Annotated in this window: 30 protein-coding genes; 22 read left to right on the top strand and 8 right to left on the bottom strand. The window is 38.9% G+C overall.

The genetic code is table 11. The annotated features are described in order from the left end of the window. Nucleotides 1–3: 3 nt before the first annotated feature. Genes coaC through EP1_RS05585 form a run of 3 tightly spaced genes read right to left on the bottom strand, consistent with a single transcriptional unit; the run spans nt 4 to nt 2258 of the window. A complete protein-coding gene (gene coaC, locus EP1_RS05595; protein WP_067624745.1) occupies nt 4–546 on the bottom strand; it encodes a phosphopantothenoylcysteine decarboxylase in 543 nt (180 codons plus the stop codon). Beyond that, the gene (locus EP1_RS05590; RefSeq protein ID WP_067624742.1) at nt 543–1268 is read right to left on the bottom strand and encodes a phosphopantothenate--cysteine ligase; all 726 of its coding nucleotides are present in this window, start codon (nt 1266–1268) and stop codon (nt 543–545) included. The genes coaC and EP1_RS05590 overlap by 4 nt, the downstream gene beginning before the upstream one ends. Further along, nucleotides 1269–2258: a YhdH/YhfP family quinone oxidoreductase gene (locus tag EP1_RS05585; RefSeq protein ID WP_083507500.1), complete on the bottom strand. Its 990-nt coding sequence runs from the start codon at nt 2256–2258 to the stop codon at nt 1269–1271. Nucleotides 2259–2470: 212 nt separating this feature from the next. Between EP1_RS05585 and EP1_RS05580 the strand changes: the two genes are divergently transcribed. The 10 genes from EP1_RS05580 to EP1_RS05535 all read left to right on the top strand — a co-directional run bounded on the left by EP1_RS05580 (nt 2471) and on the right by EP1_RS05535 (nt 10257). Continuing rightward, nucleotides 2471–3013, top strand: coding sequence for a helix-turn-helix domain-containing protein (locus tag EP1_RS05580; RefSeq protein WP_067624736.1), 543 nt, complete (start codon nt 2471–2473; stop codon nt 3011–3013). 17 nt (nt 3014–3030) lie between these two features. Then, nucleotides 3031–4119: an ABC transporter ATP-binding protein gene (locus tag EP1_RS05575; protein WP_067624734.1), complete on the top strand. Its 1089-nt coding sequence runs from the start codon at nt 3031–3033 to the stop codon at nt 4117–4119. Nucleotides 4120–4164: 45 nt separating this feature from the next. Further along, nucleotides 4165–4974 carry an ABC transporter permease gene (locus EP1_RS05570; protein WP_067624731.1) on the top strand — a complete coding sequence of 270 codons (810 nt, stop codon included), beginning with the start codon at nt 4165–4167 and terminating at the stop codon, nt 4972–4974. Then, entirely contained in the window at nt 4971–5816 is an 846-nt protein-coding gene (locus EP1_RS05565) for an ABC transporter permease (protein WP_067624728.1), read from the top strand. The genes EP1_RS05570 and EP1_RS05565 overlap by 4 nt, the downstream gene beginning before the upstream one ends. Continuing rightward, a complete protein-coding gene (locus tag EP1_RS05560; protein ID WP_067624725.1) occupies nt 5813–6883 on the top strand; it encodes an ABC transporter substrate-binding protein in 1071 nt (356 codons plus the stop codon). The genes EP1_RS05565 and EP1_RS05560 overlap by 4 nt, the downstream gene beginning before the upstream one ends. A gap of 299 nt (nt 6884–7182) precedes the next feature. Then, the gene (locus tag EP1_RS05555) at nt 7183–7476 is read left to right on the top strand and encodes an ArsR/SmtB family transcription factor (protein WP_005471753.1); all 294 of its coding nucleotides are present in this window, start codon (nt 7183–7185) and stop codon (nt 7474–7476) included. Nucleotides 7477–7497: 21 nt separating this feature from the next. Continuing rightward, nucleotides 7498–8574, top strand: coding sequence for an ACR3 family arsenite efflux transporter (gene arsB, locus EP1_RS05550; RefSeq protein ID WP_067624721.1), 1077 nt, complete (start codon nt 7498–7500; stop codon nt 8572–8574). Then, the gene (arsC, locus tag EP1_RS05545; RefSeq protein WP_067624718.1) at nt 8571–8987 is read left to right on the top strand and encodes an arsenate reductase (thioredoxin); all 417 of its coding nucleotides are present in this window, start codon (nt 8571–8573) and stop codon (nt 8985–8987) included. Before arsB ends, arsC begins: the two co-directional genes overlap by 4 nt. 23 nt (nt 8988–9010) lie before the next feature. Then, a complete protein-coding gene (locus EP1_RS05540) occupies nt 9011–9997 on the top strand; it encodes a permease (RefSeq protein ID WP_067624715.1) in 987 nt (328 codons plus the stop codon). A 23-nt stretch (nt 9998–10020) separates the two neighbouring features. After that, entirely contained in the window at nt 10021–10257 is a 237-nt protein-coding gene (locus tag EP1_RS05535; protein ID WP_067624712.1) for a thioredoxin family protein, read from the top strand. Between the two features lie 273 nt (nt 10258–10530). On the opposite strand, the gene EP1_RS05530 is transcribed toward EP1_RS05535, so the two are convergent. Then, nucleotides 10531–11343: a helix-turn-helix domain-containing protein gene (locus tag EP1_RS05530; RefSeq protein ID WP_067624709.1), complete on the bottom strand. Its 813-nt coding sequence runs from the start codon at nt 11341–11343 to the stop codon at nt 10531–10533. Between the two features lie 161 nt (nt 11344–11504). On the opposite strand from EP1_RS05530, the gene EP1_RS05525 reads away from it, so the two are divergent. The 3 genes from EP1_RS05525 to EP1_RS05510 all read left to right on the top strand — a co-directional run bounded on the left by EP1_RS05525 (nt 11505) and on the right by EP1_RS05510 (nt 14344). Further along, nucleotides 11505–12608 (top strand): replication initiation factor domain-containing protein, encoded by a 1104-nt coding sequence (locus EP1_RS05525; RefSeq protein WP_281176163.1) that lies wholly within the window; start codon nt 11505–11507, stop codon nt 12606–12608. Nucleotides 12609–12878: 270 nt separating this feature from the next. Continuing rightward, nucleotides 12879–13082, top strand: coding sequence for a DUF3173 domain-containing protein (locus EP1_RS05515; RefSeq protein ID WP_002295027.1), 204 nt, complete (start codon nt 12879–12881; stop codon nt 13080–13082). Nucleotides 13083–13141: 59 nt separating this feature from the next. Further along, nucleotides 13142–14344: a site-specific integrase gene (locus EP1_RS05510; protein WP_067624707.1), complete on the top strand. Its 1203-nt coding sequence runs from the start codon at nt 13142–13144 to the stop codon at nt 14342–14344. A 302-nt stretch (nt 14345–14646) separates the two neighbouring features. Here the strand turns inward: EP1_RS05510 and EP1_RS05505 are convergent, their stop codons facing one another. The 3 genes from EP1_RS05505 to EP1_RS05495 all read right to left on the bottom strand — a co-directional run bounded on the left by EP1_RS05505 (nt 14647) and on the right by EP1_RS05495 (nt 17638). Further along, complete coding sequence (locus tag EP1_RS05505; protein WP_083507499.1) at nt 14647–15348, bottom strand: TVP38/TMEM64 family protein; 702 nt, start codon at nt 15346–15348, stop codon at nt 14647–14649. Then, nucleotides 15345–16274: a sulfurtransferase gene (locus EP1_RS05500; protein ID WP_067624704.1), complete on the bottom strand. Its 930-nt coding sequence runs from the start codon at nt 16272–16274 to the stop codon at nt 15345–15347. Before EP1_RS05500 ends, EP1_RS05505 begins: the two co-directional genes overlap by 4 nt. Nucleotides 16275–16777: 503 nt before the next feature. Then, entirely contained in the window at nt 16778–17638 is an 861-nt protein-coding gene (locus EP1_RS05495; RefSeq protein ID WP_067624701.1) for a MurR/RpiR family transcriptional regulator, read from the bottom strand. Between the two features lie 291 nt (nt 17639–17929). Here EP1_RS05495 and EP1_RS05490 point away from each other — a divergent pair, with 291 nt between their 5' ends. From EP1_RS05490 to EP1_RS05450, 9 genes are read left to right on the top strand one after another with little or no spacing between them, the layout of a single operon-like run. Beyond that, on the top strand, nt 17930–18928 hold the full coding sequence (locus EP1_RS05490) for a D-isomer specific 2-hydroxyacid dehydrogenase family protein (RefSeq protein WP_067624698.1): 999 nt from the start codon (nt 17930–17932) through the stop codon (nt 18926–18928). Nucleotides 18929–18960: 32 nt separating this feature from the next. Next, nucleotides 18961–20061: an iron-containing alcohol dehydrogenase family protein gene (locus tag EP1_RS05485; RefSeq protein WP_067624695.1), complete on the top strand. Its 1101-nt coding sequence runs from the start codon at nt 18961–18963 to the stop codon at nt 20059–20061. 12 nt (nt 20062–20073) lie between these two features. Next, the gene (locus EP1_RS05480; RefSeq protein WP_067624692.1) at nt 20074–20916 is read left to right on the top strand and encodes a PTS mannose/fructose/sorbose/N-acetylgalactosamine transporter subunit IIC; all 843 of its coding nucleotides are present in this window, start codon (nt 20074–20076) and stop codon (nt 20914–20916) included. A 15-nt stretch (nt 20917–20931) separates the two neighbouring features. Next, nucleotides 20932–21801 (top strand): PTS system mannose/fructose/sorbose family transporter subunit IID, encoded by an 870-nt coding sequence (locus tag EP1_RS05475; protein WP_067624689.1) that lies wholly within the window; start codon nt 20932–20934, stop codon nt 21799–21801. A 22-nt stretch (nt 21802–21823) separates the two neighbouring features. Further along, nucleotides 21824–22330 (top strand): PTS sugar transporter subunit IIB, encoded by a 507-nt coding sequence (locus EP1_RS05470; RefSeq protein WP_067624686.1) that lies wholly within the window; start codon nt 21824–21826, stop codon nt 22328–22330. 30 nt (nt 22331–22360) lie between these two features. Further along, nucleotides 22361–23233 carry a hypothetical protein gene (locus EP1_RS05465; protein WP_067624683.1) on the top strand — a complete coding sequence of 291 codons (873 nt, stop codon included), beginning with the start codon at nt 22361–22363 and terminating at the stop codon, nt 23231–23233. 38 nt (nt 23234–23271) lie between these two features. Then, nucleotides 23272–23715 (top strand): PTS sugar transporter subunit IIA, encoded by a 444-nt coding sequence (locus tag EP1_RS05460; protein WP_067624680.1) that lies wholly within the window; start codon nt 23272–23274, stop codon nt 23713–23715. Between the two features lie 58 nt (nt 23716–23773). Next, the gene (gene uxuA, locus EP1_RS05455; RefSeq protein ID WP_067624677.1) at nt 23774–24838 is read left to right on the top strand and encodes a mannonate dehydratase; all 1065 of its coding nucleotides are present in this window, start codon (nt 23774–23776) and stop codon (nt 24836–24838) included. Nucleotides 24839–24868: 30 nt separating this feature from the next. Beyond that, nucleotides 24869–25507, top strand: a complete 639-nt coding sequence (locus EP1_RS05450) for a bifunctional 4-hydroxy-2-oxoglutarate aldolase/2-dehydro-3-deoxy-phosphogluconate aldolase (RefSeq protein ID WP_067624674.1) — start codon at nt 24869–24871, stop codon at nt 25505–25507. A 228-nt stretch (nt 25508–25735) separates the two neighbouring features. On the opposite strand, the gene EP1_RS05445 is transcribed toward EP1_RS05450, so the two are convergent. Then, nucleotides 25736–26401, bottom strand: a complete 666-nt coding sequence (locus tag EP1_RS05445; RefSeq protein ID WP_067624671.1) for a C39 family peptidase — start codon at nt 26399–26401, stop codon at nt 25736–25738. Between the last annotated feature and the right edge of the window lie 21 nt (nt 26402–26422).

Below are 26422 nucleotides of genomic sequence, written 5' to 3'. Positions count from 1 at the left end.
TAGTTACTCCTTTAGTTTTGAATTTACAACATGGACAATATCAGAAACATTGGCTAAGGCACCGCGACCGTAATCGCCACAAGCTAGTAGAGCCTCTCTAGGAACGATTTCTTCATAGCCAACTTCTTTTAAAGTCGCCAAATTTCTTTGGACGATCGGATTTTGGTACATATAAGTGTTCATTGCCGGTGCGATGATCTTAGGTGTATCTGGCAATAACGCAAGGGCAACGGTTGATAATAGATCATCGGCGATGCCGTTAGCCAGTTTGCCAATGGTATTGGCAGAAGCGGGAGCTACTAAAAAAAGATCAGCCGCTTTGGCTAAAGCGATATGATTGATCAACGCCGCATCCGGTTCAGCCATCACATCAAGATGCACTTGACGATGGGAAAGTGATTGGATTGTCAAAGGAGTAATGAATTTAGTGCTGCTTTTAGTCATCACAACATCCAAGTGATAGCCCATTTTAGTTAGTTCATTTGTGATATCGGCTGCTTTGTAGGCAGAAATACTGCCACTGACGCCTAACAAAATATTTTTCATTGCGCTTCCTCCAACTTCATGACTTCTTGTTTGATTAAAGTGGCAATCTCATTCTTAGTGTGGGCTTCTTTGACTTGGTGCTGTTTATCGATCAGATAACCATGGTGCGTCTCTCCGTGAATTTCTGCTAGATCATTTGCTAAAATAAAATCCGCTCGATTTTTTTCTAAGCTTTTCTCAGCTACGTCCAACAATTTAAGCATCGGTACATCCACAAGCAGCTTGAAGCCAACTAAAATTGTTTTCGGTTGTAAGTCTTTAATTAAAGAGATAATTTTAGGATTTTTCTTCAAAACAATCACTAAACGATCAGTATCAGAAGAAATTTTCTTTTCCGTGCGTTCTGCTTCGATTTTTGACAGTGCAGCGGGGAGGTCAGCTGGATTTTGAGCCACCGTAGTCTCCAAATCTTCGATGGTGACAGAACTTTCTGGCGTAAAATCACTGACGGCCATGCTGTGGATCACTGCTGTATAGGAATGAGTGGTCATCAATGCCTTTAATGTTTTGGCTAAATCGGCCGTCGTCTCGATATAATGAGGATGGATATTATCCCCCACGGGTAAAACGGCCTGACGAGTAGTAATCAAGTCGATCACTGCGCCTTCTTTAAGAAAACTTTCTGCAATTGCTTTTCCTAATTTGCCGCTGGAATGATTGGTGATTGCCCGAACATCATCGATTTTCTCCGAAGTACCACCGGATGTAATTAAGATTCGCATTTAATTTTCTCCCTCTAGCTTAACGATCGTTCGTCCGACATGTTTGCCGGCTAGTAACGCGTCCGCTGTTTCCTGCACGTGATCTAAAGTGATTTCTTGGGCTTGAATAGTTTCTGATAAGGCCCATTCATTGGCCATTTTATGCCAAAGTTTTTGGCGTTTTTCCATTGGAGCTTCGACTGAATCAATTCCCAATATATTTACTCCGCGTAAAATGAAAGGGAGAACCGTTGTAGTCAACTTGATGCCGCCAGCATTGCCGCAGATGGCTAAGCTACCGCCGTAATTGACGAAAGGAATGACTTGGGAAAGCGTGTCGCCACCGACCGTATCTACTACAAAATCAACTAATTGTTTGTTCAATGGTCGACTTTTTTCAGGGAACAAGGCATTAGGCGAAAGCACTTCTGTTGCCCCCAATTGTTTCAAGTAGTCGGCTTGATCTTCTTTGCGGCTCAAAGCGATGATTTGTTGACAGCCAATCTGCTTTAGAAAATGTAAAGCAAATCCCCCAACACCACCAGTCGCGCCGGTTACTAAGACACGGCTTTGGTCAGTTAGCCCGTGAGTCAATAAAGCATCGACAGCTAAGGCCGCGGTAAATCCGGCCGTACCAAAAGTCATTGCTTGTTTAGCCGAAAGCTGTTGCGGTAATTTAACGATCCAATCAGCTGGAACGACTTGTAAATCGCTTAAGCCACCATCTTGTTTGACTCCTAGACCATAGCCGGTCACTAACACTTGATCCCCAATAGCGTAACGCGCATCTTTCGTTTCTAGTACTTTTCCCGCCAAGTCAATACCTGGTGTCATAGGATAATCTCTTAGGACGCCTGTATTCGCTTTCGTAGCTAGCGCATCTTTATAGTTGATTCCAGAATAATCAACTTGGATTAAAACCTCGTGTTCGTCGATCTCTGGTTTAGTAAATGTTTCAATTGCAGTATGGAAAGTATCCTGATTTATTACACGAAACTGACGATAAGTCATAATTTTGGTACCTCCTTATATTTAAACAAATTGTTACTACTATCTTAGCGAAAATGAAAGAAAAAGCAACTTTCTTTTCCGAATTATTTGCGAAATATCAATGAAAAGATTTTTTTTAGAATGCTTGATTTTTAATTAAAAGTTCGTATACTTGAATGGTGCTATTAAACAATAAGTTTACTATTAGCAAACAAGAAAGTGGGGCTGAGCTGATGAAGATTGGCGATAAATTGCGAAATCTTAGAATTCAAAAAAATTTGACCCAAGAAGAATTAGGGGAACGCACAGATCTTTCGAAGGGCTATATTTCTCAATTAGAACGAGATCTCAGCTCACCGTCGATGGAGACCTTTTTCGATATTTTAGAAGTCTTAGGCATTACACCGGAGGATTTTTTTAGGCAGAAAAAGGGAGATCAAAAGATCGTTTACAAAGAGAAAGACACAACTTTTTACAGTGACGAGGAACACGGTTATCATATTAAGTGGTTGATTCCCGAATCAAACGAAAAGGAAATGGAGCCGATCTTGCTGAACTTTGATAAAAAGGGCCAATATAAACAATTTAGTCCCTCGTTGTCAGAGACTTTTATCTATGTGTTGGAAGGTAAGGTTGCGTTGCAATTCGGAGAAGAATTGTACGAAGCAGAACAAGGTGAGAGTATTTATTACGAAGCTACCAAGCCTCATCGTTTACAAAATCAGGCGAAAGGGATCAGTAAAGTGATGATCGTCGCCACCGAATCTTATTTATAATAGAAGGACGTGAAGTCATGGCAAACACAATTATTTCATTTAAGAATGTTATTAAACGATACGACGATGATGATCCCGTATTGAAAAAAATCAATTTTGATATTGAAGAAGGCCGTTTTTATACGCTGCTTGGTCCTTCCGGTTGTGGAAAAACAACGATTTTAAGAATCATCGCCGGTTTTACGGATGTGAGTGAAGGGGATATTTTTTTTGAAGATAAGCGCATGAATGATATCCCAGCCAATAAACGACAAGTCAATACGGTCTTTCAAGATTACGCCTTGTTTCCTCATATGAATGTTTTTGATAATGTCGCCTTCGGCTTAAAAATCAAAAAATTATCAAAACAAGAGATCGAAAAAAAGGTCTTAGAAGCCTTGAAGCTGGTCCAATTGCCGGGGTATGAGAATCGTGAGATCACTGAAATGTCTGGAGGGCAACGGCAACGTGTCGCGATTGCTCGTGCCATCGTCAATGAACCGAAGATTTTATTGTTAGACGAACCATTATCGGCATTAGATTTAAAATTACGAACAGATATGCAATATGAATTGCGTGCATTACAAAAACGTTTAGGGATTACTTTTATTTTCGTTACCCACGATCAAGAAGAAGCCTTGGCGATGAGTGATGAGATTTTTGTTATGAATAAAGGCCGGATCGTGCAAAGTGGCACACCAGTGGATATTTATGATGAACCAATCAATCATTTTGTAGCCGATTTTGTTGGTGAGAGTAATATCGTTTCGGGTGAGATGTTAGAGGATAACTTAGTGAAATTTGTCGGCAAGGAATTTGAATGTGTCGATGGCGGGATGCGCCCCAACGAACCGGTTGAAGTCGTTTTACGGCCGGAAGATCTAAGTTTGACGACGCCAGAAAAAGGCAAATTAGTTGTGACCGTTGATAGCCAGTTATTCCGGGGGGTCCACTATGAAATGAACGGGATCGACTCCGATGGCAATGAGTGGATGGTCCACTCAACGAAGAAAGCCAAGATCGGCAGCAAAGTCGGGCTGTATTTCGAGCCGGAGGACATTCACGTGATGCGCTTTAATGAAAGCGAAGAAGACTTCGAAGCTCGATTAGAAAGTTATGAAGATTAAGACTGTCTGGGTATTTTCCAGACTTTTTGAATGGAGGGGACTATCGTGAAAAATATGCGTCGGCTATATTCGATTCCATATTTTTTCTGGTTGCTATTTTTTGTGATCGCACCAGTTATTTTAATTGTTTATCAATCCTTCTTTGATATGAACGGCAATTTTACTTTGAGTAATTATCACACTTATTTGACGTCAAAAACTTATTTGATGATGACAGTCAATTCCGTGTTGTTTGCGTTTTTGATTACTTTGATGACACTTTTAATCAGCTATCCCACAGCGTATTTCTTATCCAAGCTGAAGCATCGTCAGTTGCTGCTTTTATTGGTGGTCTTGCCGACGTGGATCAATCTATTGCTGAAGGCCTATGCTTTTATTGGGATTTTTAGTGCTAATGGTTCCGTCAATGACTTTTTAAGCTTCATTGGCATCGGACAAAAACAGCTGCTATTTACTGATTTTAGTTTTATGTTCGTTGCAGCCTATATTGAGCTGCCCTTTATGATTATGCCGATTTTTAATGCTTTGGAGGAAATCAATCCTTCGTTGATTAGTGCGAGTCGTGATCTAGGAGCAAATAATTTTGATACTTTCCGACGAGTAATTTTTCCTTTGTCATTGAATGGAGTCAAAAGTGGCGTACAGGCTGTCTTTATCCCGTCACTCTCATTATTCATGTTGACCCGTTTGATTGGAGGAAATCGTGTGATTACACTGGGGACTGCAATCGAAGAACATTTCTTAGTCACTCAAAACTGGGGGATGGGTTCAACGATCGGTGTGATTTTGATCGTGGCAATGTTCATCGTAATGATGCTAACTGGTGAAAAAAGAAAAGGAGGTCGGGTGAAATGAAGAGAAGAAAATTTTCGTGGGCCAATCTTTATTTGATTTTCGTTTTTGTTTTGTTGTATATCCCGATCTTTTATTTAATTTTTTATTCTTTTAATGCCGGTGGTAATATGAGCAACTTCACTGGCTTTACTTGGGAACATTATCAAAATCTTTTTGCTGATCGCCGTTTGATTGGAATCGTACTCCAAACTTTTATCTTGGCTTTTTTATCCGCGTTACTGGCGACGATAATTGGAACGTTTGGCGCGATGGGGATCTATTATACGAAGAAGCGGGGTTCTCGCAATACTTTATTAGGTCTGAACAATATCTTGATGGTTTCACCAGATGTCATTATCGGGGCTAGCTTTTTGATTCTATTCACGATGCTGGGCGGTGTCTTGAAGAACTTTCAGTTAGGCTTTGTCAGTGTCTTGCTTTCTCATATCGCCTTCAGTATTCCGATTGTGGTATTGATGGTCTTGCCAAAGCTGAAAGAAATGAACGATTCGATGATCGATGCGGCGCGAGATCTGGGAGCAAATAACTTTCAAGTATTGTCCAATATTATTTTACCGTTTTTGACACCGGGAATCATCGCCGGTTATTTCATGGCTTTTACGTATTCATTAGATGATTTTGCCGTGACATTCTTCGTGACTGGTAATGGCTTCACGACCATGTCGGTGGAAATCTATTCACGAGCGCGCCAGGGAATTAGTTTAGAAATCAATGCCTTATCGACGCTGGTCTTTATTTTCTCGCTTATCTTAGTCGTAGGCTATTACTTTATTAGTCGCGATACCTCGAAGAAGGCTCGTAAACGTAAACGAGAATTTGAGGAGGTGGCAGTGCTGAAATGAGAAAATTACAATCACTGTTTATCGGTGTCATCGTTATTATCCTCTTGCTGACATTGTGGGTTGTTCGTTTGAACCACTCCTCTAATGCCAGTTCCAAAGTGCTGAATATTTATAATTGGGGCGATTATATTGATCCTGATTTAATCAAACAGTTTGAAAAAGAATATGGCTATAAAGTCAATTATGAGACCTTTGATTCCAACGAAGCAATGGAAGCAAAAATCAAACAAGGGGGAACGGCCTACGATATCGCCATTCCTAGTGAATACATGATTCAAAAAATGAAAAAAGAAAAATTATTGCTGCCATTGGATCATACAAAAATCAAAGGGCTGGAAAACATTGATCAACGCTTTTTAGACTTGGATTTTGATCGAGAGAATAAATACTCGATCCCTTATTTCTGGGGCACGTTAGGAATTGTTTATAATGACAAATTTGTCTCAGGAGAAAAAATCCAACACTGGGATGATCTATGGCGTCCAGAATTAAAAAATAATATCATGTTGATCGATGGTGCACGTGAAGTCATGGGCTTGTCATTGACCAGTCTCGGTTATTCCATCAACAGCAAAGATCGCTCCCAATTAAATCAAGCCATAAAGAAATTGAATGGGATGACACCCAATGTTAAAGCGATTGTCGCCGATGAGATCAAGATGTACATGGCCAACGAAGAAAGTGCCGTGGCCGTGACCTTTTCCGGTGAAGCCGCTGATATGATGGCAGAAAATCAACACTTGCATTATGTGATTCCACCAGAAGGCTCTAATCTCTGGTTTGATAATATCGTGATGCCCAAGACCGCCAAAAATAAAACTGGTGCCTATGATTTTATAAATTTCATGCTGAAACCTGAATCAGCCAAACAAAATGCTGAATACATTGGTTACTCGACACCTAATAAAAAAGCGTTGGCGATGTTGCCGAAAAGTATCTCCGGTGATAAACAATTTTATCCGGATGATGCTACGATCAGTCATTTAGAAGTCTATAAAGATCTAGGACCAGAATATCTAGGAATCTATAATGATTTGTATTTGGAATTTAAGATGTATAGGAGATAATGGCAAAACTCAGCGAGAATGGGGATTTATCAACGTTCTAAAGAGCTAAAAATCCTTCTTTTTCTATCTGAGTTTTCCAATCTTCTACCAAAAGCGGCTGAAAAGCCGCTTTTTTTGTGTTATTTTATTTTTTCTACCACGTTTTTCTACCAGAGATACTTTGCTAGAAAAACTTTGCGATAGAGATTTTTACCAGACGATGTTGAAAATAAAAAGACAGAAACGCTTGACCGTATATAGGCGTTCATCTATATTGTATATAGATAATTATCTATATACAATTCAATAGGAGGTCCTCCATGGAAAACTATGAACAGATTGCTACCATCATGAAAGCCTTAGCTGATCCAAAAAGGCTGAAAATTGTTGACTTACTTTCTACAGCTGACTCTCTTTGTGCATGTGAAGTGTTGGAGCATTTTGACTTTACTCAACCGACATTATCACACCACATGAAGCTTTTAGAGAAGGCAGGAATTGTCAAAGTAACGAAAAAAAGTCAATGGCATCATTACGCTTTACAGGAAGATTTTGTTGAGGATTTCCTAGTAATTTTGAAGGAACTTCTTATCAAAGAAAAATCAATTAGCTAGTAAACGATAGGAGCCTTATGGATGAACAATGTATCTACGGAAGTAACTGAAAAACCTGCAATAAATTTTTTCGAGAAGTATCTAACAGTTTGGGTATTGTTATGTATGGCAGCAGGCATGCTAATCGGAAAGTTTTTACCTAGTGTCGCAGACCGATTAGAAAGCTATCAAGTGTTAAATACAAACATTCCAATTGCCGTTTTAACTTGGGTTATGATTTTCCCAATGATGATGAAAATCGATTTTAAATCAATACTGAACGTCCGAAAAACATATCAGGGGATTATGATTTCTAGCATTACAAGCTGGCTAATTAAGCCGTTCTTGATGTTTGGCTTAGCCTCTTTCTTCTTTTATGTTGTTTTTAGCAATTTTATCCCAGCAAACTTAGCAAAAGACTATGTGGCGGGAGCGGTTTTGTTAGGGGCAGCGCCATGTACCGCTATGGTATTTGTTTGGTCAAACCTTACAAAAGGTGATCCAGCACATACCTTGGTTCAAGTATCAATTAACGATTTATTAATCATTGTCCTATTTGTACCAATTGTTTCCTTCCTTTTAGGAGTAAATAATGTGTTTGTACCATGGAATATTCTTTTTGCTTCTGTACTACTATTTGTGCTAGTACCGTTAATTGGTGGGGCATTGACGAGATACTTCATGATAAAACGTAAGGGAATTGATTACTTTAATAATCGCTTCTTACCAAAGTTTGACTCCATTACAACGATTGGCTTGTTATTGACATTGGTAATCATTTTTACTTATCAGGGGGATATTATTTTAAACAACCCGTTTCACGTTCTCATGATTGCCGTGCCTTTAGTCTTACAAAATATTATTACCGCAAACTTTGCTTATTTTACTTGTAAATGGACAAAACAGCCTCATAATGTGGCAGCGCCAGCAGCTTTGATTGGTGCTTCAGACTTCTTCGAATTATCGGTTGCCGTAGCAATTACGCTTTTCGGTGTCAATTCACCAGTTGTGCTAGTGACAACAGTAGGTGTTCTGACAGAAGTGCCTGTTATGTTGTTATTAGTAAAATTGATCAATGGAACGAAAGATTGGTTCCCGACAAAAGGAGAAAATGAATGAAAAAAATCTATTTCTTATGTACAGGTAATTCCTGTCGAAGTCAAATAGCGGAAGGATTTGCAAAAAAATACTTAGACGATTCTTGGGAGATTCGAAGTGCTGGCGTTGAAACTCACGGCTTGAATCCTAGAGCAGTGACTATAATGGATGAAGCTGGAATCGATATTTCGAATCAAACATCTGATTTGATTGATTTGGACTACTTTAATCAGTCCGACATGATTATCACTCTTTGCGGTGACGCAGCAGATAAGTGTCCCATGATTCCAAAGGAAAGCACTCACCTTCATTGGGATTTAGTAGACCCCGCTAAAGCAAAAGGATCTGAAGAAGAAATTAGAAGTGCCTTCCGAAACACAAGAGATGAAATCGAAAAGAGAATGATTGAATTATCGAAGCAGTTAAATGTGTAATTCAAAAAGGGGTGGGGGAAGGTATGTGGACTTGGATTAGCGACCAATTATTAAAAATGGTTTGGCTAAATGATTTGATGGGGAAATTAATTGAGTGTTTTGGGCTTTCGCTAGACAGCAAGATAGGGGCAAGTCTTCAATTCTTTTTGTTTGATACAATTAAGATTTTTATTTTATTAACAATATTAATCTTTGTCATGGGGGTTATTCAGACTTTTTTTCCACCTGAAAGAACCAAAGTATTGTTGGGTGGCTTAAAAGGTTGGAAGGGGAATTTACTGGGAGCACTTTTGGGAACTGTTACGCCTTTTTGTAGTTGTTCTAGCATTCCAATTTTTATTGGGTTTACAACCGCTGGATTACCTTTGGGAGTAACCTTCTCCTTCCTTATTTCCTCACCAATGGTTGATATTGCCTCAATTATCTTGTTAATGTCTTTCTTCGGCTGGAAATTTGCGGTAGCTTATGTTCTTTTAGGATTACTGCTAGCTGTAATTGGAGGTACACTCATTGATAAATTACACCTAGAGAATGAAGTTCAAGATTATATTCGCGAAATGGAGGAAGGTCTTAGCCAAGTTGAAACCTATACCATTAAGAAAAGAATGTCTTATGGTTGGGGGCAAGTGAAAGAGGTTGCCAGTAAAGTCTGGCTTTATGTATTAATTGGAGTTGGGATTGGTGCGCTCATTCATAATTGGATTCCGACCAGTTTTATTCAAAGCATTCTAGGTAATAATAATCCGTTTGGGCTGATTATTGCGACCTTAATTGGGGCACCTATTTATGCAGATATTTTTGGTGTTCTCCCAATAGCAGAAGCACTATTCTCAAAAGGGGTGCCAGTGGGAACTTTGATGGCATTCATGATGTCTGTCACAACGTTGTCTTTGCCGTCATTAATCATGTTAAGTAGAGTAGTTAAACCTAAATTGTTAGGGATCTTTATCACAATTTGTATTGTAGGTATTTTATTGATTGGCTTTACTTTCAATAGTGTAGCTTTATAAAACAATAAGGGGATTAGATAATTATGGAAATCAAAATTGTAGGTCCAGGTTGTAAAAACTGTCAAAAGTTAAAAGAAAATGTGGAAACAGCAGTATCAGAGTTAGGTATGACACCAACAATTACAAAAGTCGAAGATATGGCTGAAATCGTGAAAGCTGGTGTGATGAAGACTCCAGGGTTGATTATTGATGATAAATTAGTTGTTAGTGGCCGGGTTGCAAAACCAAAGGAAATTAAACAGCTATTGCAAGAAGTTTGAAAGATATCATTTATATAAAAATCACTGGATGTTTCGAGATATTCGAAAGAAGTACAAAATAATACTGTAAAGACAAACTCCAGGTCGGGTTTCGCCACAAGCGAAATACCCGATCTGGAGTTTTGTCTATTGCAGGAAGGCGTAGCCGGACTGCATGAATAAAGCCCCCGGTTCTAACAGGGGGCTAACAAAGAACAGGAAACTGTGACAACTACCCATTGGGGAGTGTCCTAGCAGTATTTTCTTTGTCACATGCTTATAAAGCTTGTCACTTTATTTTGATGATGGATACGCTGCGTTTAACAGACGTTCTTTCTCGACTTCCATCACGAATGGTAGATAAAGATATCGTTGTTCTAGTAGATATTGATTGTCCTCTGTGTACTGATAAGAAGCGGTTTCTTTTGAATAGACCAACGGGGCAATTCGCACATCCCCGGTTGATTGATTGATCGAGTATAGAAGGATGGCTTTTTCAACAAGTTTCTTGGGCAAATGTTTCCCAAAATAGGAATAGGATTCTTGATTTGCTAAATAGACGAGTAAGCGATCCACACTAAAGTTGGAGAAGGTAAAGGGCATTATGTGCAGAATATGATTTTGATTATCATGTTGTAAATAGAGTTGCGCTTCTTTACCAAAATTAGTTGAACCAAGGTAAAGTTGCTTTTTCTCATCGATACATTGGAAAGTAAACTGGTCTTGTTCGGTTGGTGGAATGAGGTTTGTAATAAAAAATTCAATCATCCGATCCATTTCTTTTTCACTAACAAGACCGGCTTGTTTCATTTCGTCTACTATCAGTCCTTCAATCTTAGGATCAAGCTTACCAGCCTTTTTTTGAAGCATTTCTAAAATGTATTGATTTTCTTGATCACCATACAAAAGATATTCGTTTGTGACATGACCCACCTCTGCAATTTGGTGAAGGGTTTCGGTTTTTGGAAGGTTAATTCCACGTTCCCAGTTATTGACTGTACTTCGTGGTAAATCACCAATTAGTTTGCCAAATTTCTCCATACTCAACTTTAACTCTTGGCGAATCTGCCGAATTCGATTGCCCACTGCTTGCTTGTCTATCTCCATGAAAACTCCTCCTCAGGATGAATTCTTAAATTTAGTATACGTGCGTACTTAAAAAAAGTCAAAACATATTGACTTAAAATAAATACAAGCGTACAATTAATATGTACTTAAAATAAGTCCAGTAGTTCTTTGACAAGTAAATAGCAGAAGGAGGTTTTTCTATGAATCAAGTGAATCAACATGATCTCGGGGAATCGATTCGAGTTTCTCGAGAAGAAAGGGGGTGGACCCAGCGATATTTAGCAGAAAAAGTGGGAATTTCGAGATCGTTATTATCGAAAGTAGAAAAAGGAACGAGACAATTAAGTGCAGAAAAATTGAATCTTATACTGGATAGTTTGCAAGAAGAGCTAGTTCCAGTTAATCGTGTTTTGATTGATTATCTAACCATTCACTTTTTCTCGAATCAACATTTAAAACTGATTGAGGCAATCATTGGCATGCCCATTGAACGCTTTGAGGAACTGGATTATGCGCCAAAGGGCTATATTGGCCAATACGTATGGAATCAAGTAATCACAATTCGGTATTCCATTGACGATACGGTAAAAGGAACCGTGATGGAGTTTTCAGGTCAAGGCTGTAAACATCTTGCCATGCGTTTGAAGACCGCAAAATCAAACTGGCAAGAGTTCTTCCGTAAGGTATTAGATTATCAGGGAAACTTTACACGGATTGATTTTACTTTAGATGATTTTGTGGGGAGTCTCAGCATTCCAGAACTAAAGCGTAAGGTAACGCTAGGCCATGTGTGGACCATTTTTCAAGTGAGTGAATCCCATGGCGGGACGGATATCACAAATAATGAATCAAATGGCGAGACCTTGTATTTAGGCTCAAAGAAGAGTCAATGTCGCTTTTGTTTTTATCAGAAGGATTATGAACAACGAAAGCGACGAGGAATTCCTTTAGAAGAGGCAGAAGTGAAAAATCGCTTTGAACTACGGTATCGAAAAGAGAAAGCGCAAAGCTTAGCAAAGATTATTTCAAGAACCCATGATTTAACCAAACTGTTCTTTGAGTTACTTAATGGAGCAATTTGTTTTTATGACCGTGATCCAAATGATCCAGGGGCAAAAGTTGATAAAAAATGGGCAGCCTTTATTGGCAATCATGGCGCAATCACCATTTCTTTAGAGACAATTCCTCAAAGCTTTGAGAAAAGTATGAATTGGTTAATTCATGGTGTTTCGCCATCGCTAGCTTTTATTGCACAAGTGGATCAAATGTTTCATTCTTCCTTGTTGTCTTTGATTATTGAATAAGGAGAAATGAATCCAAGACAGATTAAACTTCTCCAAAATATGAAGGCAGACCCAGAATATTATCAGGAGGAGGTTGAGTATTATGAACGAAAACTACAAAGTATATCAAATGAGAAAACAAGCTACTAAAAAAGCAAAGTACTGCTTACACAACAAGTTGTGCAACGTACTCCGCCTCGACAAGACGAGTATAACACAACCATTGAATGAGAAACAATTGATTATAAAGAGGATTAATTTAAAAGGAGTAAAGTATCAGGGGGTGAGAGATTGGAAACAAAATGTGATTTCATGGTAAATCGTGCAATTTTGATAGAAATGGGCTTTAAACCTAGTCAAGCTGCACGAATGATTAAAGAGAGCAAAACGTATCTTGCACGGGTTGAAGGAATAGATTTTTATAATAATCGCCAAGTTGGTGTGGTGCCATCTCGAGTAATTGAACATCTTTTTCACATTCAAGTTGCGGAATAAACAGTACAAGCGCGGTACTATTAAAGTAGCTTTTCTCAAGCACAGGGAGGAATGGTACGATGCCAAAAATTAAAAATATTTACCAAGATAAAAAGACAAAAAAATGGTTCTTCCGAGCATATCTGGGCATAGATGAAGATGGAAGAAAGGTTCAGAAGACTAAACGAGGTTATGCTTCACAAAAAGATGCCAAAATTGCTTATGACAAGTATATGGAAACACATGATTTCAACAAGACAGTTCCTAATCAACTGTGTTCTACCAATCAAATGACTTTCGAAGAGTTTTACAAGGATAGGTTTGTAAAATGGTACGAGAGACAGGTGAAGAGTCAAACATATGAGAATGCGCAATTCATATTCGAAAAGCGAATGCAGTTTTTCTATCATTTTCGTGTTCGAGATATTACAAGTCACGATATTGAGGATTGGTTATTTGAACTAAGCCAGACAGAGTCACGCAATTCGCGGAAAAAAGTCAATGGCGAAACGTTATCAAAATCTTATATCAATCGGATTCGGGGACACTTAAAAATTGTATTGGATCGGGCTGTTAAAGAGGGGGTGATTGCTAAAAATCCCGTTGATGATGTTTCTTCACTTCTTTCTGATAATAAGAAAGTTGAGTTTTGGGAACACAGTGAGTTTCTAAAAGTGATGAATGAATTGAAGGACGATAAGATTCAAACCCACCATCGGAAGATTGTGTATGAAATGCTCTTTTATACTGGCATTCGGATTGGAGAACTTGAAGCTTTGTCTTGGTCGAATGTAGATTTCGAAAAAAACACGATAACGATTGAGAAGACACTAATTTATAATACAAAAGATGATTGGTACTTCTCGACTCCAAAAACGAAATGTGCTTATCGAACGATTGGGATGGGAAAGAAACTTTCATTAAAGCTCAGACAGTGGTATGACTTGCAAAAACGAATTGGAAATTTTGAATATGTTGCTCAGTTGGACGGAACATTTACGCCACCTTATTCTTTCGCAAACTGGTTAAAAGAGGCTGCTAAAAAAGCGGGTGTCAAACCGATTAAACTTCACGCGCTACGACATTCTCATGTTGCATTTCTGATTGAGCAGAATATTCAACCGCTATCGATTCAAGAGCGATTGGGCCATGCGAATATCCAAATCACTTTAGGAACTTACGGTCACTTATATGCGAAGTCAGATCAACAAGTAGTTAACGCGATTGATTATGTTCAAGAGGGCGCTATTCTTTCGAAAAATGACGATTTATTACCAGTCTGAGTTTTCCACTACGCTACCAGAAGACAGACAAATGCTTTCGTACCAGTGTTTTTGGTTGAGTTGCTCCTGTTGAAGATGTACAGGAAATAAGGCAAAGTAGTCTTATTATTGTTAGCTTTCCTGAAAGAGAATAAATTCGTCACTAATCAAGAAAAAAACACGTGATCAAAAGCTGATTCATTCAGAATTTTGATCACGTATTTTTTTATTTAGCTGAATGATTCACGAACTAAAACGACCGACTAGCAAAAGATAGCCGGTCGAGTGCCTGATGATCAGGCCTGACTCAAGTATTGCATAATCTAGGACGTTCTCTTTTTATCAGTATAGATCTTTTTAATCACATAAATTCCGATAAATAAGGCAAACATACTCATCAATCCAAACATCACTTTTTGGCTATTACCGGTTAAATTGCTTCCGACATAAGAGTAAACAAGCGTTGCAGGTAATTGTCCCAATCCGGTTGCAATCAGAAAGGCAAGTGGTTTGATGGCTGTTAATCCCGCTGCGTAACTAATAAAATCAAAAGAGATGAAGGGTAATAATCGACAGATCAGAATGGTATGCTTTCCATAGCGATCAAAGTAGTCGTCTAATGTTTGTAATGAAAAATTTTTATTCATTTTTTCTACGACATCTCTACCAGCAATCCGAGCGATATAGAAACATAATAAGGCTCCCGCCATCGCACTCGTCCAAGAAAGGATCGCTCCTTGCCACCAGCCAAAGATGGCGGCATTAGCAAAAGTAAGTAAAAAGGCCGGGAGTGGTGCAATAACCGATTGAAACATCATTAGTAAAAATGAAATCAATACTGCCCAAACACCAAAGGATTTGATATATCCAACAATACTCTCGACACTCATGGAACGAAAGAGCATTAAAACTTGTGTAAGTTTAGATTTAAACGCAGGGACATACAAGAAGCAAAGGATACATATTAGTATAACTAGGATTAATAGGATTCGAGCGACTTGTTTTTTATTCAGTGACTTGATCATTTCTCTACATCTGCTACTTTAGCCCAACGATAAAATGAGCCATCGTAATTCTTCACATTTTTAAAGCCACACATATCCATCACTAATTGCGTATAAGCAGAGCGAATACCCGCGGTACAATAAGTGACTATTTTATCGTTCTTTGATAATCCGGCATCTTCAAAAAGTTTAGTTAATTGTTCATTGTCTTTGAGTGTGCCGTTTTTATTGAATAAATCAGTGTAGCGAACATGGATCGCGCCTGGAAGGTGGCCGCCTTGCGCTTCGCCATACAATACTTCCCCATCATATTCCTCATCAGCACGGACATCTACAATTTTGTAATCATCGTAGTCCGCTTTGAGTTCATCGGTTTTAATCAGATGGTCTTGATTAATTGCTTCAATGTTAACATCCACCGGTTTTAATTCAGTGCCTGTTTTATTGGTTTTTAAACCAGCCTCTTTTAGCGCTGAGAAACCACCATCAACCATTTTGACATCTTGATAGCCAGCCGCGAGCAATTCCCAGGCGATCCGACCATCGTCTCCCCAACCTTCTTGAGCTGAGGCAAATAACACGACTTCCTTATCTTTAGCGATCCCTTTATCACCTAAGCGTTCAGCTAATTTTTTAGGTGCCAAAACCAATCCCCAGTTTTCATCACCAGAAGCACCATTCTCAACATCAGCTAAGTATTGCCATGCCATCGGGACGGCTTCCTTAATCGTGCCTTTTTTGGCGGCATCTTCACCTCTAGCATCAATAAGAATAATAGAGTCTAAATGTTCCTTAACATAATCTGCATCAACGATGTATTCTCCTGTAAAGCTTGTTTTGGCACGAGTGGTTTCTGCCGTAGAGTCGTCTGTGGAATTATTTGTATTGCCACATCCTGTAAGAATGAAACTGATTGTTAGAAGTGCTAACGTTAAAACTTTTTTCATAATAATCCTCCTAATGTTCTGAGTTGATCAATTCGTAAAAAGCTTGTGTTTAGAAATAAATGAAGAACTATTCCATCCAAAGTAGAAGATACCGGCTGTATTTTTTCACACAAAAAAAGAGTCGTCGTAGTAGAGGATTCACAATAATCCTACTAGTAGTGAGTGTTTTCACATTTACTAATAAAAGAATAGAGTTGGAAGGAAGGATTCATTTACATTCTTAGATACTCTAAGTTTGTTTGTAATTCATAGTCATAAATGTGATACCAACAAATCCTTCACCTCCAATTGAATTTAAACGGGAATCTTCAATTAGCAGTATAGTAAAACGATTTCTTTATTACAATACTATCTAATTTTTCTTTCATTAAACTAAGAAGCTAGAAATGCTGGAGTGTTTTTCTTTCGACGAATTTCTTGTATAAATGAGTGTGAAAAAAGGGGGAAGCCAATCAAAGCAAAAAATCTGACTAGTTTTCTAATCACTAGTCAGATTTCTTTGATTATTCAGTTTTATTTTCTTTCACACTTGAAATGACTTTTCGAACTTTTGAGATAGTTTCCTGAGCATTGCTACGATTATAGAACATCAAAATAACATACAACGAATCGATGATACTTAATTGAGCAATTCGAGAAGCCAACGCTTCAGAACGAAATTCAATTTCTTCAGAGAGTGAGATAAAGACCACATCTCCTAGTTTTGCCAATGGCGAATTCGCTTGACTAGTGACTACGATAATTTTAGCTCCATTTGCTTTTGCGGCTTCCGCAATATGAATCGTTTCTTTTGATCTGCCGGTATGCGAAATGAATAGAGCACAGTCCTCTTCAGTTAGTAGAGAAGCTTCCATCAATTGAATATGATAATCTGTGCTATGTCCTACGGGAATTGGTGAACGTAAAAACTTGTGATAGGCATCAGTTGCGACAATTTCTGAACCACCGACACCAAAGAAGTAGAGGCGCCTAGACAGAGAGATCATGTTGACGGCCTTTTGTAAATCCTCTTCTTTCAATAATTTCCTTGTATCTATCAGCGTTTTCATATTGGAATCAAAAACTTTTTGGGCCATGACTAATTCCGAATCAGATTCTTGGACATTTTCGTGGATCGTTACGGCAGATAAGTCATTTTCTTGTTTTAATAAGGCCAGTTTAAAATCTTTGAAGCCATTAAAGCCTAATGTCTTGGTGAATTGAAAAAAAGTTGAATCTGCAATCCCCAGTTCAGCTGCAAGATCACTAATCGAGCTGTGACTGACTTTATTGGGATGTTCTAAAATGTAATCTGCAATGGTCTGTTCTTTTGGACTAAAGTCGCTATACATCGATTTGATTTGTAAGTCGATGGGATTAGACATATGACACCTCCTATACCGAATAGTCTTATAATTCTTAAGATACTCGGTAATGAAAAAAAAATCAACAAAAATATTTTTTTATTTTCCTGTTTACAAAAAAATATTTTTTTGTATAATAGAGTTATAAATGAATGCGTTATCAGAAACCGGTTTCTGTATTCGCGTTCAGATTGACTGACACTTTGATGATTTCGATAGAAAGGATTTGTGCAATAGAAAAGATTAAAAGTAAATTTGTTGGAATAGTAGATAGACGATAGTCGGATACAGTGTTAAAAGGAGCTTTCAGAAATGGAAAAATATCGAATTGCAATTGTAAATTCAAGTAGTTTCGGCAAAATTTTCAAGGATCAAATGGAGCAGCTAGAAAAAATCGGTGAGGTTGCTTCCTTTACTGTCGATGGAGAAATCGGCGGAAAAGAACTAGCAGAATTATTAACTGGCTACAATATCATTATTGCGAGCGTTACACCATTTTTTACCCAAGAATTCTTTGATCATAAAGATGAACTTATTTTAATTACTAGACATGGGATTGGTTATAACAATATTGATATTGAAGCAGCGCGCAAACATGACACGCTGGTTACGATCATTCCTGCTTTAGTTGAAAGAGATGCAGTAGCTGAAAATAATATTACGAATCTATTGGCTCTATTGAGAAAAACAGTTGAAGCAGATTTGAGTGTTAGAAATGATAAATGGGAAGACCGAGCAAACTTTGTTGGTCGAGCACTATTTAATAAAACAGTTGGCGTTATTGGGGTTGGAAATACTGGTAGCTGTGTCGTAGAGATCTTACGAAATGGTTTTCGTTGTAACGTCTTAGCTTATGATCCGTATAAGTCGGCTTTGCATATTGAAAGCTATGGGGCTAAGAAAGTTGATTTTACTCAATTGTTGCAAGAGTCGGATATCATTTGTCTTTGCGCTAGTTTAAATAACGACAATCATCATATGATTTCAACGGCAGAAATCGCTCAAATGAAAGACAATGTCTATCTTTCAAATAGCGCGCGTGGCGCATTATTGGATGAAGAGGCAATTGTTACCGCTTTAGCTACTGGGAAAATCGCTGGATTAGCTACTGATGTTTTAGAAGAGGAACCAGGGCGGAAAGACCATCCGTATCTAGCCTTTACTAATGTAGTTATGACTCCTCATACTTCAGCGTATACGATGGAATGTCTCCAAGAAATGGGTGCGAAATGTTTGCGTGACGTTGAAGATGTGGTCGCTGGGAAACTTCCGGAGCGAGCTGTACAAGCTGAAAGCAAATGGCTTAGCTAAAGTTTGGAAGAATTCAGATGAGGAGGAGATCGATGTTAACGGATTTGAAAGTTAAGGTAGGTCCTCAGTTTTATCGTTATCATGTTGGGGCAATTGATGTTGTGCCCGAAGTATTGCAGGAATTTTCAGCAAAGAATGTTCTAGTCGTTCATGGCGGAATTTCTTATGAGAAGGCCCAACCGTTTCTACATTTTTTACAGCAAGATGATTATACTTTTAGCTTTTTGCAGTATACGGGTGAATGCAGTTATTACGGGGCTGAACGAATTGCTGAAGTGGTAAATGAAAAGCAGAATGATTTTATGATCGGCGTGGGTGGTGGAAAGCTGGCAGATTTGGTTGGCTATGCAGCCCATCTAGTCAATATTAACTTCGGTGTGATTCCGACACTGGCCAGTAACTGTGCCCCCTGGACACCACTGTCAGTTATGTATAAGGAAAGCGGCGAATCAGAAGGGAAAAGTGAACATTTCTTACGTCAAGCGGCTTTCTTCATTACAGATCCAAAGTTAGTGATTGATGCACCGGTAAATAACTTTGTGGCCGGTTTAGCAGACACACTCGCGAAGTGGTACGAATCAGATGCTATTTTACAACAAGCACACTTGCAAAATGAACCTTTTTTACAAGTAGCAGGCTATACTGCAGATCTTTGTAAAGTAGCAATTTTAGAACAATCAGCTAAAGCCATCTCGGATATGGAAAAAGGTGAAGTCACAGAAGAATTTGTCCGTTTATCCGAAATTGTTTTCGCAGTAGCCGGTTTAGTTGGTGGTTTAGGTGATAAATATGCGAGAAATGCGATTGCCCATGCGATGCATGATGGCATGAGTAAATACATTCCAGAAAGTCATGCTTTCTTGCATGGGGAAAAGGTAGCTTACGGTATTTTCTATCAATTAGCGGTCGAGAAAAAATGGACGCAAATCGATGATTTATTACCCTTTTATCGTGAGTTGAAATTACCCATGTCTATGGAACAAATGCAGATCTTTCCTGAAGATGAAGCAATCATCGATCGAATCGCAACTTTCATAGATTCAAAGAAGAAAGTTCATTTATTGCCGATACCAATTACAAAGGAATTATTAAAAGAATCGATTTATGAATTAGAAAATTATATCAAGCGTTAAAAGGAGGAGCTTATGGATACTTTAAGTGTAATGCAGAGTCTACTGATTGCTTTGTGGGTCGCTGCGGTCATGTCACGTTGGCTAGGAGGAGGGGCAACCTTAACTCTTCGTTTTTCACCACTGATGACTGGATTAGTCGTTGGGATTGTAATGGGAGATGTGGCACAAGCCATGATTGTTACGGCTGCTTTGCAAATGATTTATATGGGAGTTTTCTCACCCGGCGGATCAATGCCGGCAGAACCATCAATTGCGGCAGCGATTGCCGTTCCCGTAGCATTGCTAGGGAATTTAAAACCGGAAGCAGCGATTGCGGTAGCTGTGCCAGTTGGTTTATTAGGAAGTTACTTATATCAATTCCGTTTCTTCATCAATACTTTTTTAGGGAAGTATACCGATAAAGCAGTAGAAGATTTGAATGCTAAGGCGATGAAACGTTCGATTATTTTGTATCCAACACTTGCTTCATTTGTCTTGTTTGTCCCATTAGTATTTATCGCTCTTTATTTGGGAGCTCCGATCATTGCTGACGTAATCAATGCTTTAGAAGGCACCGTAGTAATCCATATTTTAGAAGTAGTTGGTGGTGGGTTAGCTGCGATTGGTATTGCCACGACGGTTTATGTTATTGGACGGAAAGATTACATGGTCTTTTTCTTCCTAGCTTACTTTATGAGTGTCGTATTGAAATCACTTGAAATCACAATGGTTACTTACGCAATCTTCGGCGTCTTAATTGCCTTGATCTTTGTTCAATCGCAAAAGGGTAAAGGTGCTGCACCAGCCGCTGAATCGGCAGGTCATAGTTCAACTACTTTTGATGACGATGATGATGACTATGATGACGGATTTTAAGAAGGAGGAAAAAAGATGACTGAAGTATCAACCAATCAAGCAGAAAATAAAAGCTTAGCACCAGAAGAGATTACTAGCAAAGATGTTACTAAAGCGTATCTGAGATGGCATTTCGCTAATGAAATTCCACATTCATTTGAACGCTATCTGGCACCTTCTTTACTCTATGGGATGATGCCGATTTTGAAAAAATTATATAAAGACGATGATGCCTTGAAGGCCGCTTACAAACGGCAACTGCTTTTCTTCAATACCCAATTAAGTTGGGGCGGTGGTGTCATTACCGGCCTGATGTCTTCAATGGAACAACAACGGGCACAAGAGGAGTATGAAAATAAGGAAATCTTGATGCAAGATGACCTGATGTATAACACAAAAGCCGGGTTGATGGGTGCGTTAGCTGGGATCGGGGATGCGATTGACTCAGGAACAGTTCAGTACATTTTCATCGCGATTGCTGTACCATGGGCGCAACAAGGGAGCGCATTAGGCGCATTGTTCCCATTCGTATGTTTTGCAATCTACCAAGCAGCGTTGGGTGTGTTCTTTGCTAGACAGTCCTTTACCATGGGACGAAATGCAACTGGCTTGATGCAAAGTGCCGGTGTTCAAACGGCGATTGAAGCATTGTCTGTTTTAGGTCTGTTCATGATGGGAATTTTAGCTGGAAATTATGTAAAAGTCGAATCGACTTTGAAGTTTGCTATCTCAGGTCGGAAGTTCGTGATTCAAGAAATTCTCGATCAGATTGTACCAGGTATTTTACCGTTAGCAGTAGTAATGGGTGTCTATTGGTTCTATACGAAAAAAGGGTTGAAAGTCACGCAAGCATTACTGTGGTTGACGTTGATTTTAATTGTTTTAGCCGGCTTCGGTATCTTATAAATTTCGAAAGGAAGTGTTTTAAATGGGCGTAATTAATTTAGCTCGCGTGGACGAACGTTTGATCCACGGTCAAGTAATGGTGACTTTATCACAAAAAAGTGGAGTAAATTCAATCTTTGTCGTTGACGAAGTAGTAGCAAAAGATAAATTTATGCGTGATTTGTATAAGAATGCTGGGAGTCGTACAGGGCAAAAAACGATCGTAATCACGCCAGAAAAAGCAAAATTCTATTGGGATGAATTCAATTTTAAAGAATATAACTGTATCTTGATTACAAAAACAGTGGGCGTCATCTATGATCTAGTAAAACATGGTGTGCCGATGAAAGAGTTAAATATCGGTGGGATTGCACAAAAAGATCCCGAAAAGGACCTTTTAGTTACAAAATCTGTTTATTTAAATAAAGAAGACGCAGAAAAATTAAAAGATATGAATGAAAACTATGGAGTAGAAAACATCTATTTCCAAGCAACCCCATCTGCACCTAAATCAAGCTTAAAAGATGTTTTAAAACAATTCGGCTTATAAAAACCACTTAATAATTAGGAGGAAGAATCGATGGAGCAATCAGAAGTATTTAAAGATTGGCTGTTTCGCTACCAATATGTTTATCGCTTGCGCCGAACAGAAAAAAGCAAAAAAAGATTTCTGACTGCTTTGGTAACCGATCTTGCTAAAATGCGGGAAGATATTCAAGTAATCGAATTTGATCGCCAAAAAAAATATGCTTCTCGGAATGTTTATGTTGGCAACATCAAACAAGCTGATCAAGTGATCTGCACCTTTTATGATACTCCTCCTGAAAGTTTTGGTTCGTATCAATTATTTGACCGGAAGGATCAGGCGAAAAAAACAACGAGCTTCATTTTAGTCAGTACGATTATCGCCTTTCTTTTCGGTATTATCGGGACATTGATCTACATGTATTTTTCACCAAATTCGTTTCAATTCAATTCTGTGAGTACATTGCTGATTATCGCCATCTATGGGATCTATTTTTATCTATTGGGGAAAGTAACCAAAGGTCTGTCTAATCGAAAGACTTTGGTTCGCAACACTTCATCAATCTTAGCCATGCTAAAAATGATTGGAGAGAATAAGCAAGAAAACATTGCTTATGCTTTTCTAGATGAAGGTAGTTATGGCAATCGAGGGTTGGAAGAAGTGCAAGCTCAAGTTAAAAGAAACGCTAAAATTTATTATTTGGATAGCGTGGGTGCCTCAGCACCGCTACATCTGCTAGGTGAGCTGCCTAAAGGTGGAAGATACAACGAAGCGATTGATTATCAATCAGCTGATCAAAAGGTTAGTTATCTTTTTAGTGCTAGAAAAGATCAGCAAACCTCCCGTTTTTTCTTAAATTCAGCTGATTTAAAAGCAAAACAGCTAAATATGAAAAATATTGTTGCGGTAACAGATTTGTTTCAGTAAGCAAGGTCTAAGGACTAAGTAAGAACAAGGAGGCTATTATGTTAGGAATTGTTATTGCTACACATGGAAAGTTAAGTGATGGGTTAAAAGACGCCGCAGAAGTGATCGTTGGGACAACCAATAATATTGCAACAGTCAATTTAAATCCTGGGGATGATGTACAAGCTTTAGGGAGTAAAATCGAAACAGCGGTAAAAGAAGTCGATCAAAATGAAGGTGTGATCGTATTGACTGATCTGGTCAGTGCAAGCCCGTACAATCAATCCGTTTTGATTACCAATGGTTTAGAGCCGGAATTGCAGGCGAATGTCTATGTAATCGGCGGCGTTAACTTACCAATGCTTTTAGAAACAATCAATCATCAGCTGTTAAGCACGCCAGTGGAGGAAATTGCACCTGCTGTCCTAGCACAAGGCGCTGACAGTCTAGATGTTTGGCATATCTCGGCAATGGCTGAGGACGACGATGAGGATGATTTCTAATCTCAAATTGTGAAGTCAGAAAAATCGAACATATTAATAGGAATAGGAGACTAAGTCTATGAAGTGGGGCTTTAGATGGTATGGGGAAAAGGGTGACCCGATTCCCTTGAATAATATCCGACAAATTCCAGGAATGAATGGAGTCGTTGGAACGTTATTAAATAAACTTCCCGGTGACGTATGGGAAGTAGCAGAGATTCGTGAGTTAAAAGAAACGATTGAAAAAGAAGAATTAGAATTATTAGGGATTGAAAGTGTGGCAATCCATGATGCAATCAAAGCAGGTACAGATGAAAGAGACCATTACATCGATAATTATATTCAGACCATTAAAAATTTGGCTGAATGCGGTGTGGATTTGATATGCTACAGTTTTAAACCAATTTTTGGTTGGGCTAAAACAACGCTAAACTATGAAAATGAAGATGGTAGTTTTGCTCTGCTTTATGATCAAGCAGTCGTGGATAATATGGAACCTGGAGATATGTACAAATTGATTAGCAGTCAGTCAAAAGGTTTCCAAATGTCTGGCTGGGAAGAAGAACGGCTGAATAAATTCAACGCTTTAGTTGAAATGTATGAAGGGGTAACTGAAGAAATTCTATTTGATAATTTAAAATATTTCCTTGAACGCATCATTCCGATTTGTGAACAAACGGGTGTGAAAATGGGGATTCATCCGGATGATCCACCGTGGGAAATTTTCGGCTTTCCACGGATCACAAAAAATCTGTCCGACTTACAACGAATCATCAGTATGGTCGATTCCCCATACAATGGGGTGACGCTGTGTACAGGAGCGTTGGGGGCTGATCCTGCTAACGATATGGTCGAGATCATTCATGCTATTGGTGATCGGATCAACTTTGTCCATTTCCGAAATGTGGAATTCTTAGGCTATCGGAAATTTAAGGAAACGGCGCATCTATCCACGGAGGGGTCACTAGACATGTATGCTATTATGGAAGCATTGGTCGAAGTAGGCTATGACGGTGTGATTCGTCCAGACCACGGACGAACACTCTGGGGCGAGGTAGCTAGACCGGGCTACGGGTTGTATGACCGGGCGATGGGGATCACGTATATGCAAGGTCTTCATGAAGCAATCACGAAGAGTCGCTAAGCATAGCTGTGTAGAAAGCGAGAGAGAAAAATGTCAGTAAATATGAAGCATCCAGTTTATCAGCAAGTCGCAAAGTCGAAATTATTGCCGCTTTATACCGCGACAGATTTGGCGTATCTACCTAAAGTAGAAGAAATCTTATTAGAAAATGAAGTCCCATTGATTGAAGTAACTTTTCGCAGTGAATTGGCTGCTGCAGCAATCAAGCAATTAGCAGTTTCCGGTAAATTGATGGTAGGTGCGGGAACTGTTCGGACCTTAGCCGAAGCGAAGATTGCGGTCGAAAACGGTGCACAATTCGTTGTCTCACCAGCAGTCGTACCGGATGTGATTGAGTATTGTTTGGAACATGATATCCCTGTTTTTCCGGGAACAGCAACGCCACGGGATATTCAAATGGCTGCAGACTACGGTATTAAAGTCGTGAAGTTTTTCCCCGCGGATATTTATGGCGGGTTGAAGGCAATCAATGCTTTGAGTGGTCCATTCTATGATATCAAGTTTCTACCAACAGGGGGAATCAATGAAACGAACTTCGTTGAATACCTAGAAAATCCGAATGTTGTTGGTGTTGGCGGATCCTTCATTCTTTCTGAGAAAGTTATCATGAAAGATAATGGGATTACGATGAACCAGACGTTGAAAAACTTGGTGGAGCAACTGAATTAGCTAATCAGTAAAAACATTTATGCCATCTGGTGTAAATGTTTTTACTTTTCTAGAAGGAATGACAGAAGACTTCACACTTATAACACATTTTTTTCTTATTTTTGTACAATATACTCATGGCTTTTTCAACTATTTTGGGTAATATAAAGATAACCCTAAAAGTAATTCTTTTTCCCCTGTAAAAGCAGGAACCCCCACAAATAAAGCTGACGCAAAAAAGCGTCAGCTTTATTTCGTATAGACCCAAGCATTAGCGAGTTGGGGCATCAAGTGAGCCAATGAATATGTTTGACTGTAATGCTTTTTTTCGAAGCTATCATTTGGATCATAGACAATCAGCGACTCGCTTTGCAGATCTTTTTTAATCACCATAATGTGGCCAACTTCCGTAAATTCACCTGGATTGACTGAAATTACAATTGGCTGATTCTGATTTAGATACTGCTGAATTTGGGCGGAATCTTTGCCCAGATCGTGCATTGTTAAATGATAATTTTGAGCGAAGGCGGAAAAAATCGACCAAGCGGTCCCTTGACCAGTCTGATAATAGTTACTCCCGCTCCATTGCAGGATTTCTGTGGGATAGACGCTCCGCTTTTCATAATAAGAAAGCACCATGGCTAGAGAAGTAATTGCGCACCCGTTAGTTGCCAAATCATTTTGATCAGAGCCACTCCCATAGGCCTTAGTCGACCAGCGGGCATCCGTTTGGAGCAATAAAGGAAAATCCTGTCCGTGTTCTTGTAAATATTGATTAGCAACTGCAGAAAAATCTTGCTGTTGGCTGTTTACGGTGGAAGAAAGTGTAAAAAAGCGGGAAGCTAATATACCTAAACTGGCAATGACTAAAAAAATACCAAGAAAAAGCGAAAAAGGACGAGTTCGTCGTCGCATAAAAAAACACCTCCATTCCTT

Source organism: Enterococcus pseudoavium NBRC 100491 (genome assembly GCF_001544295.1).
Classification (GTDB): domain Bacteria; phylum Bacillota; class Bacilli; order Lactobacillales; family Enterococcaceae; genus Enterococcus_A; species Enterococcus_A pseudoavium.
The sequence above is the reverse complement of the archived record's forward strand: the minus strand, read 5'-3'. Positions and strand labels throughout refer to the sequence as shown.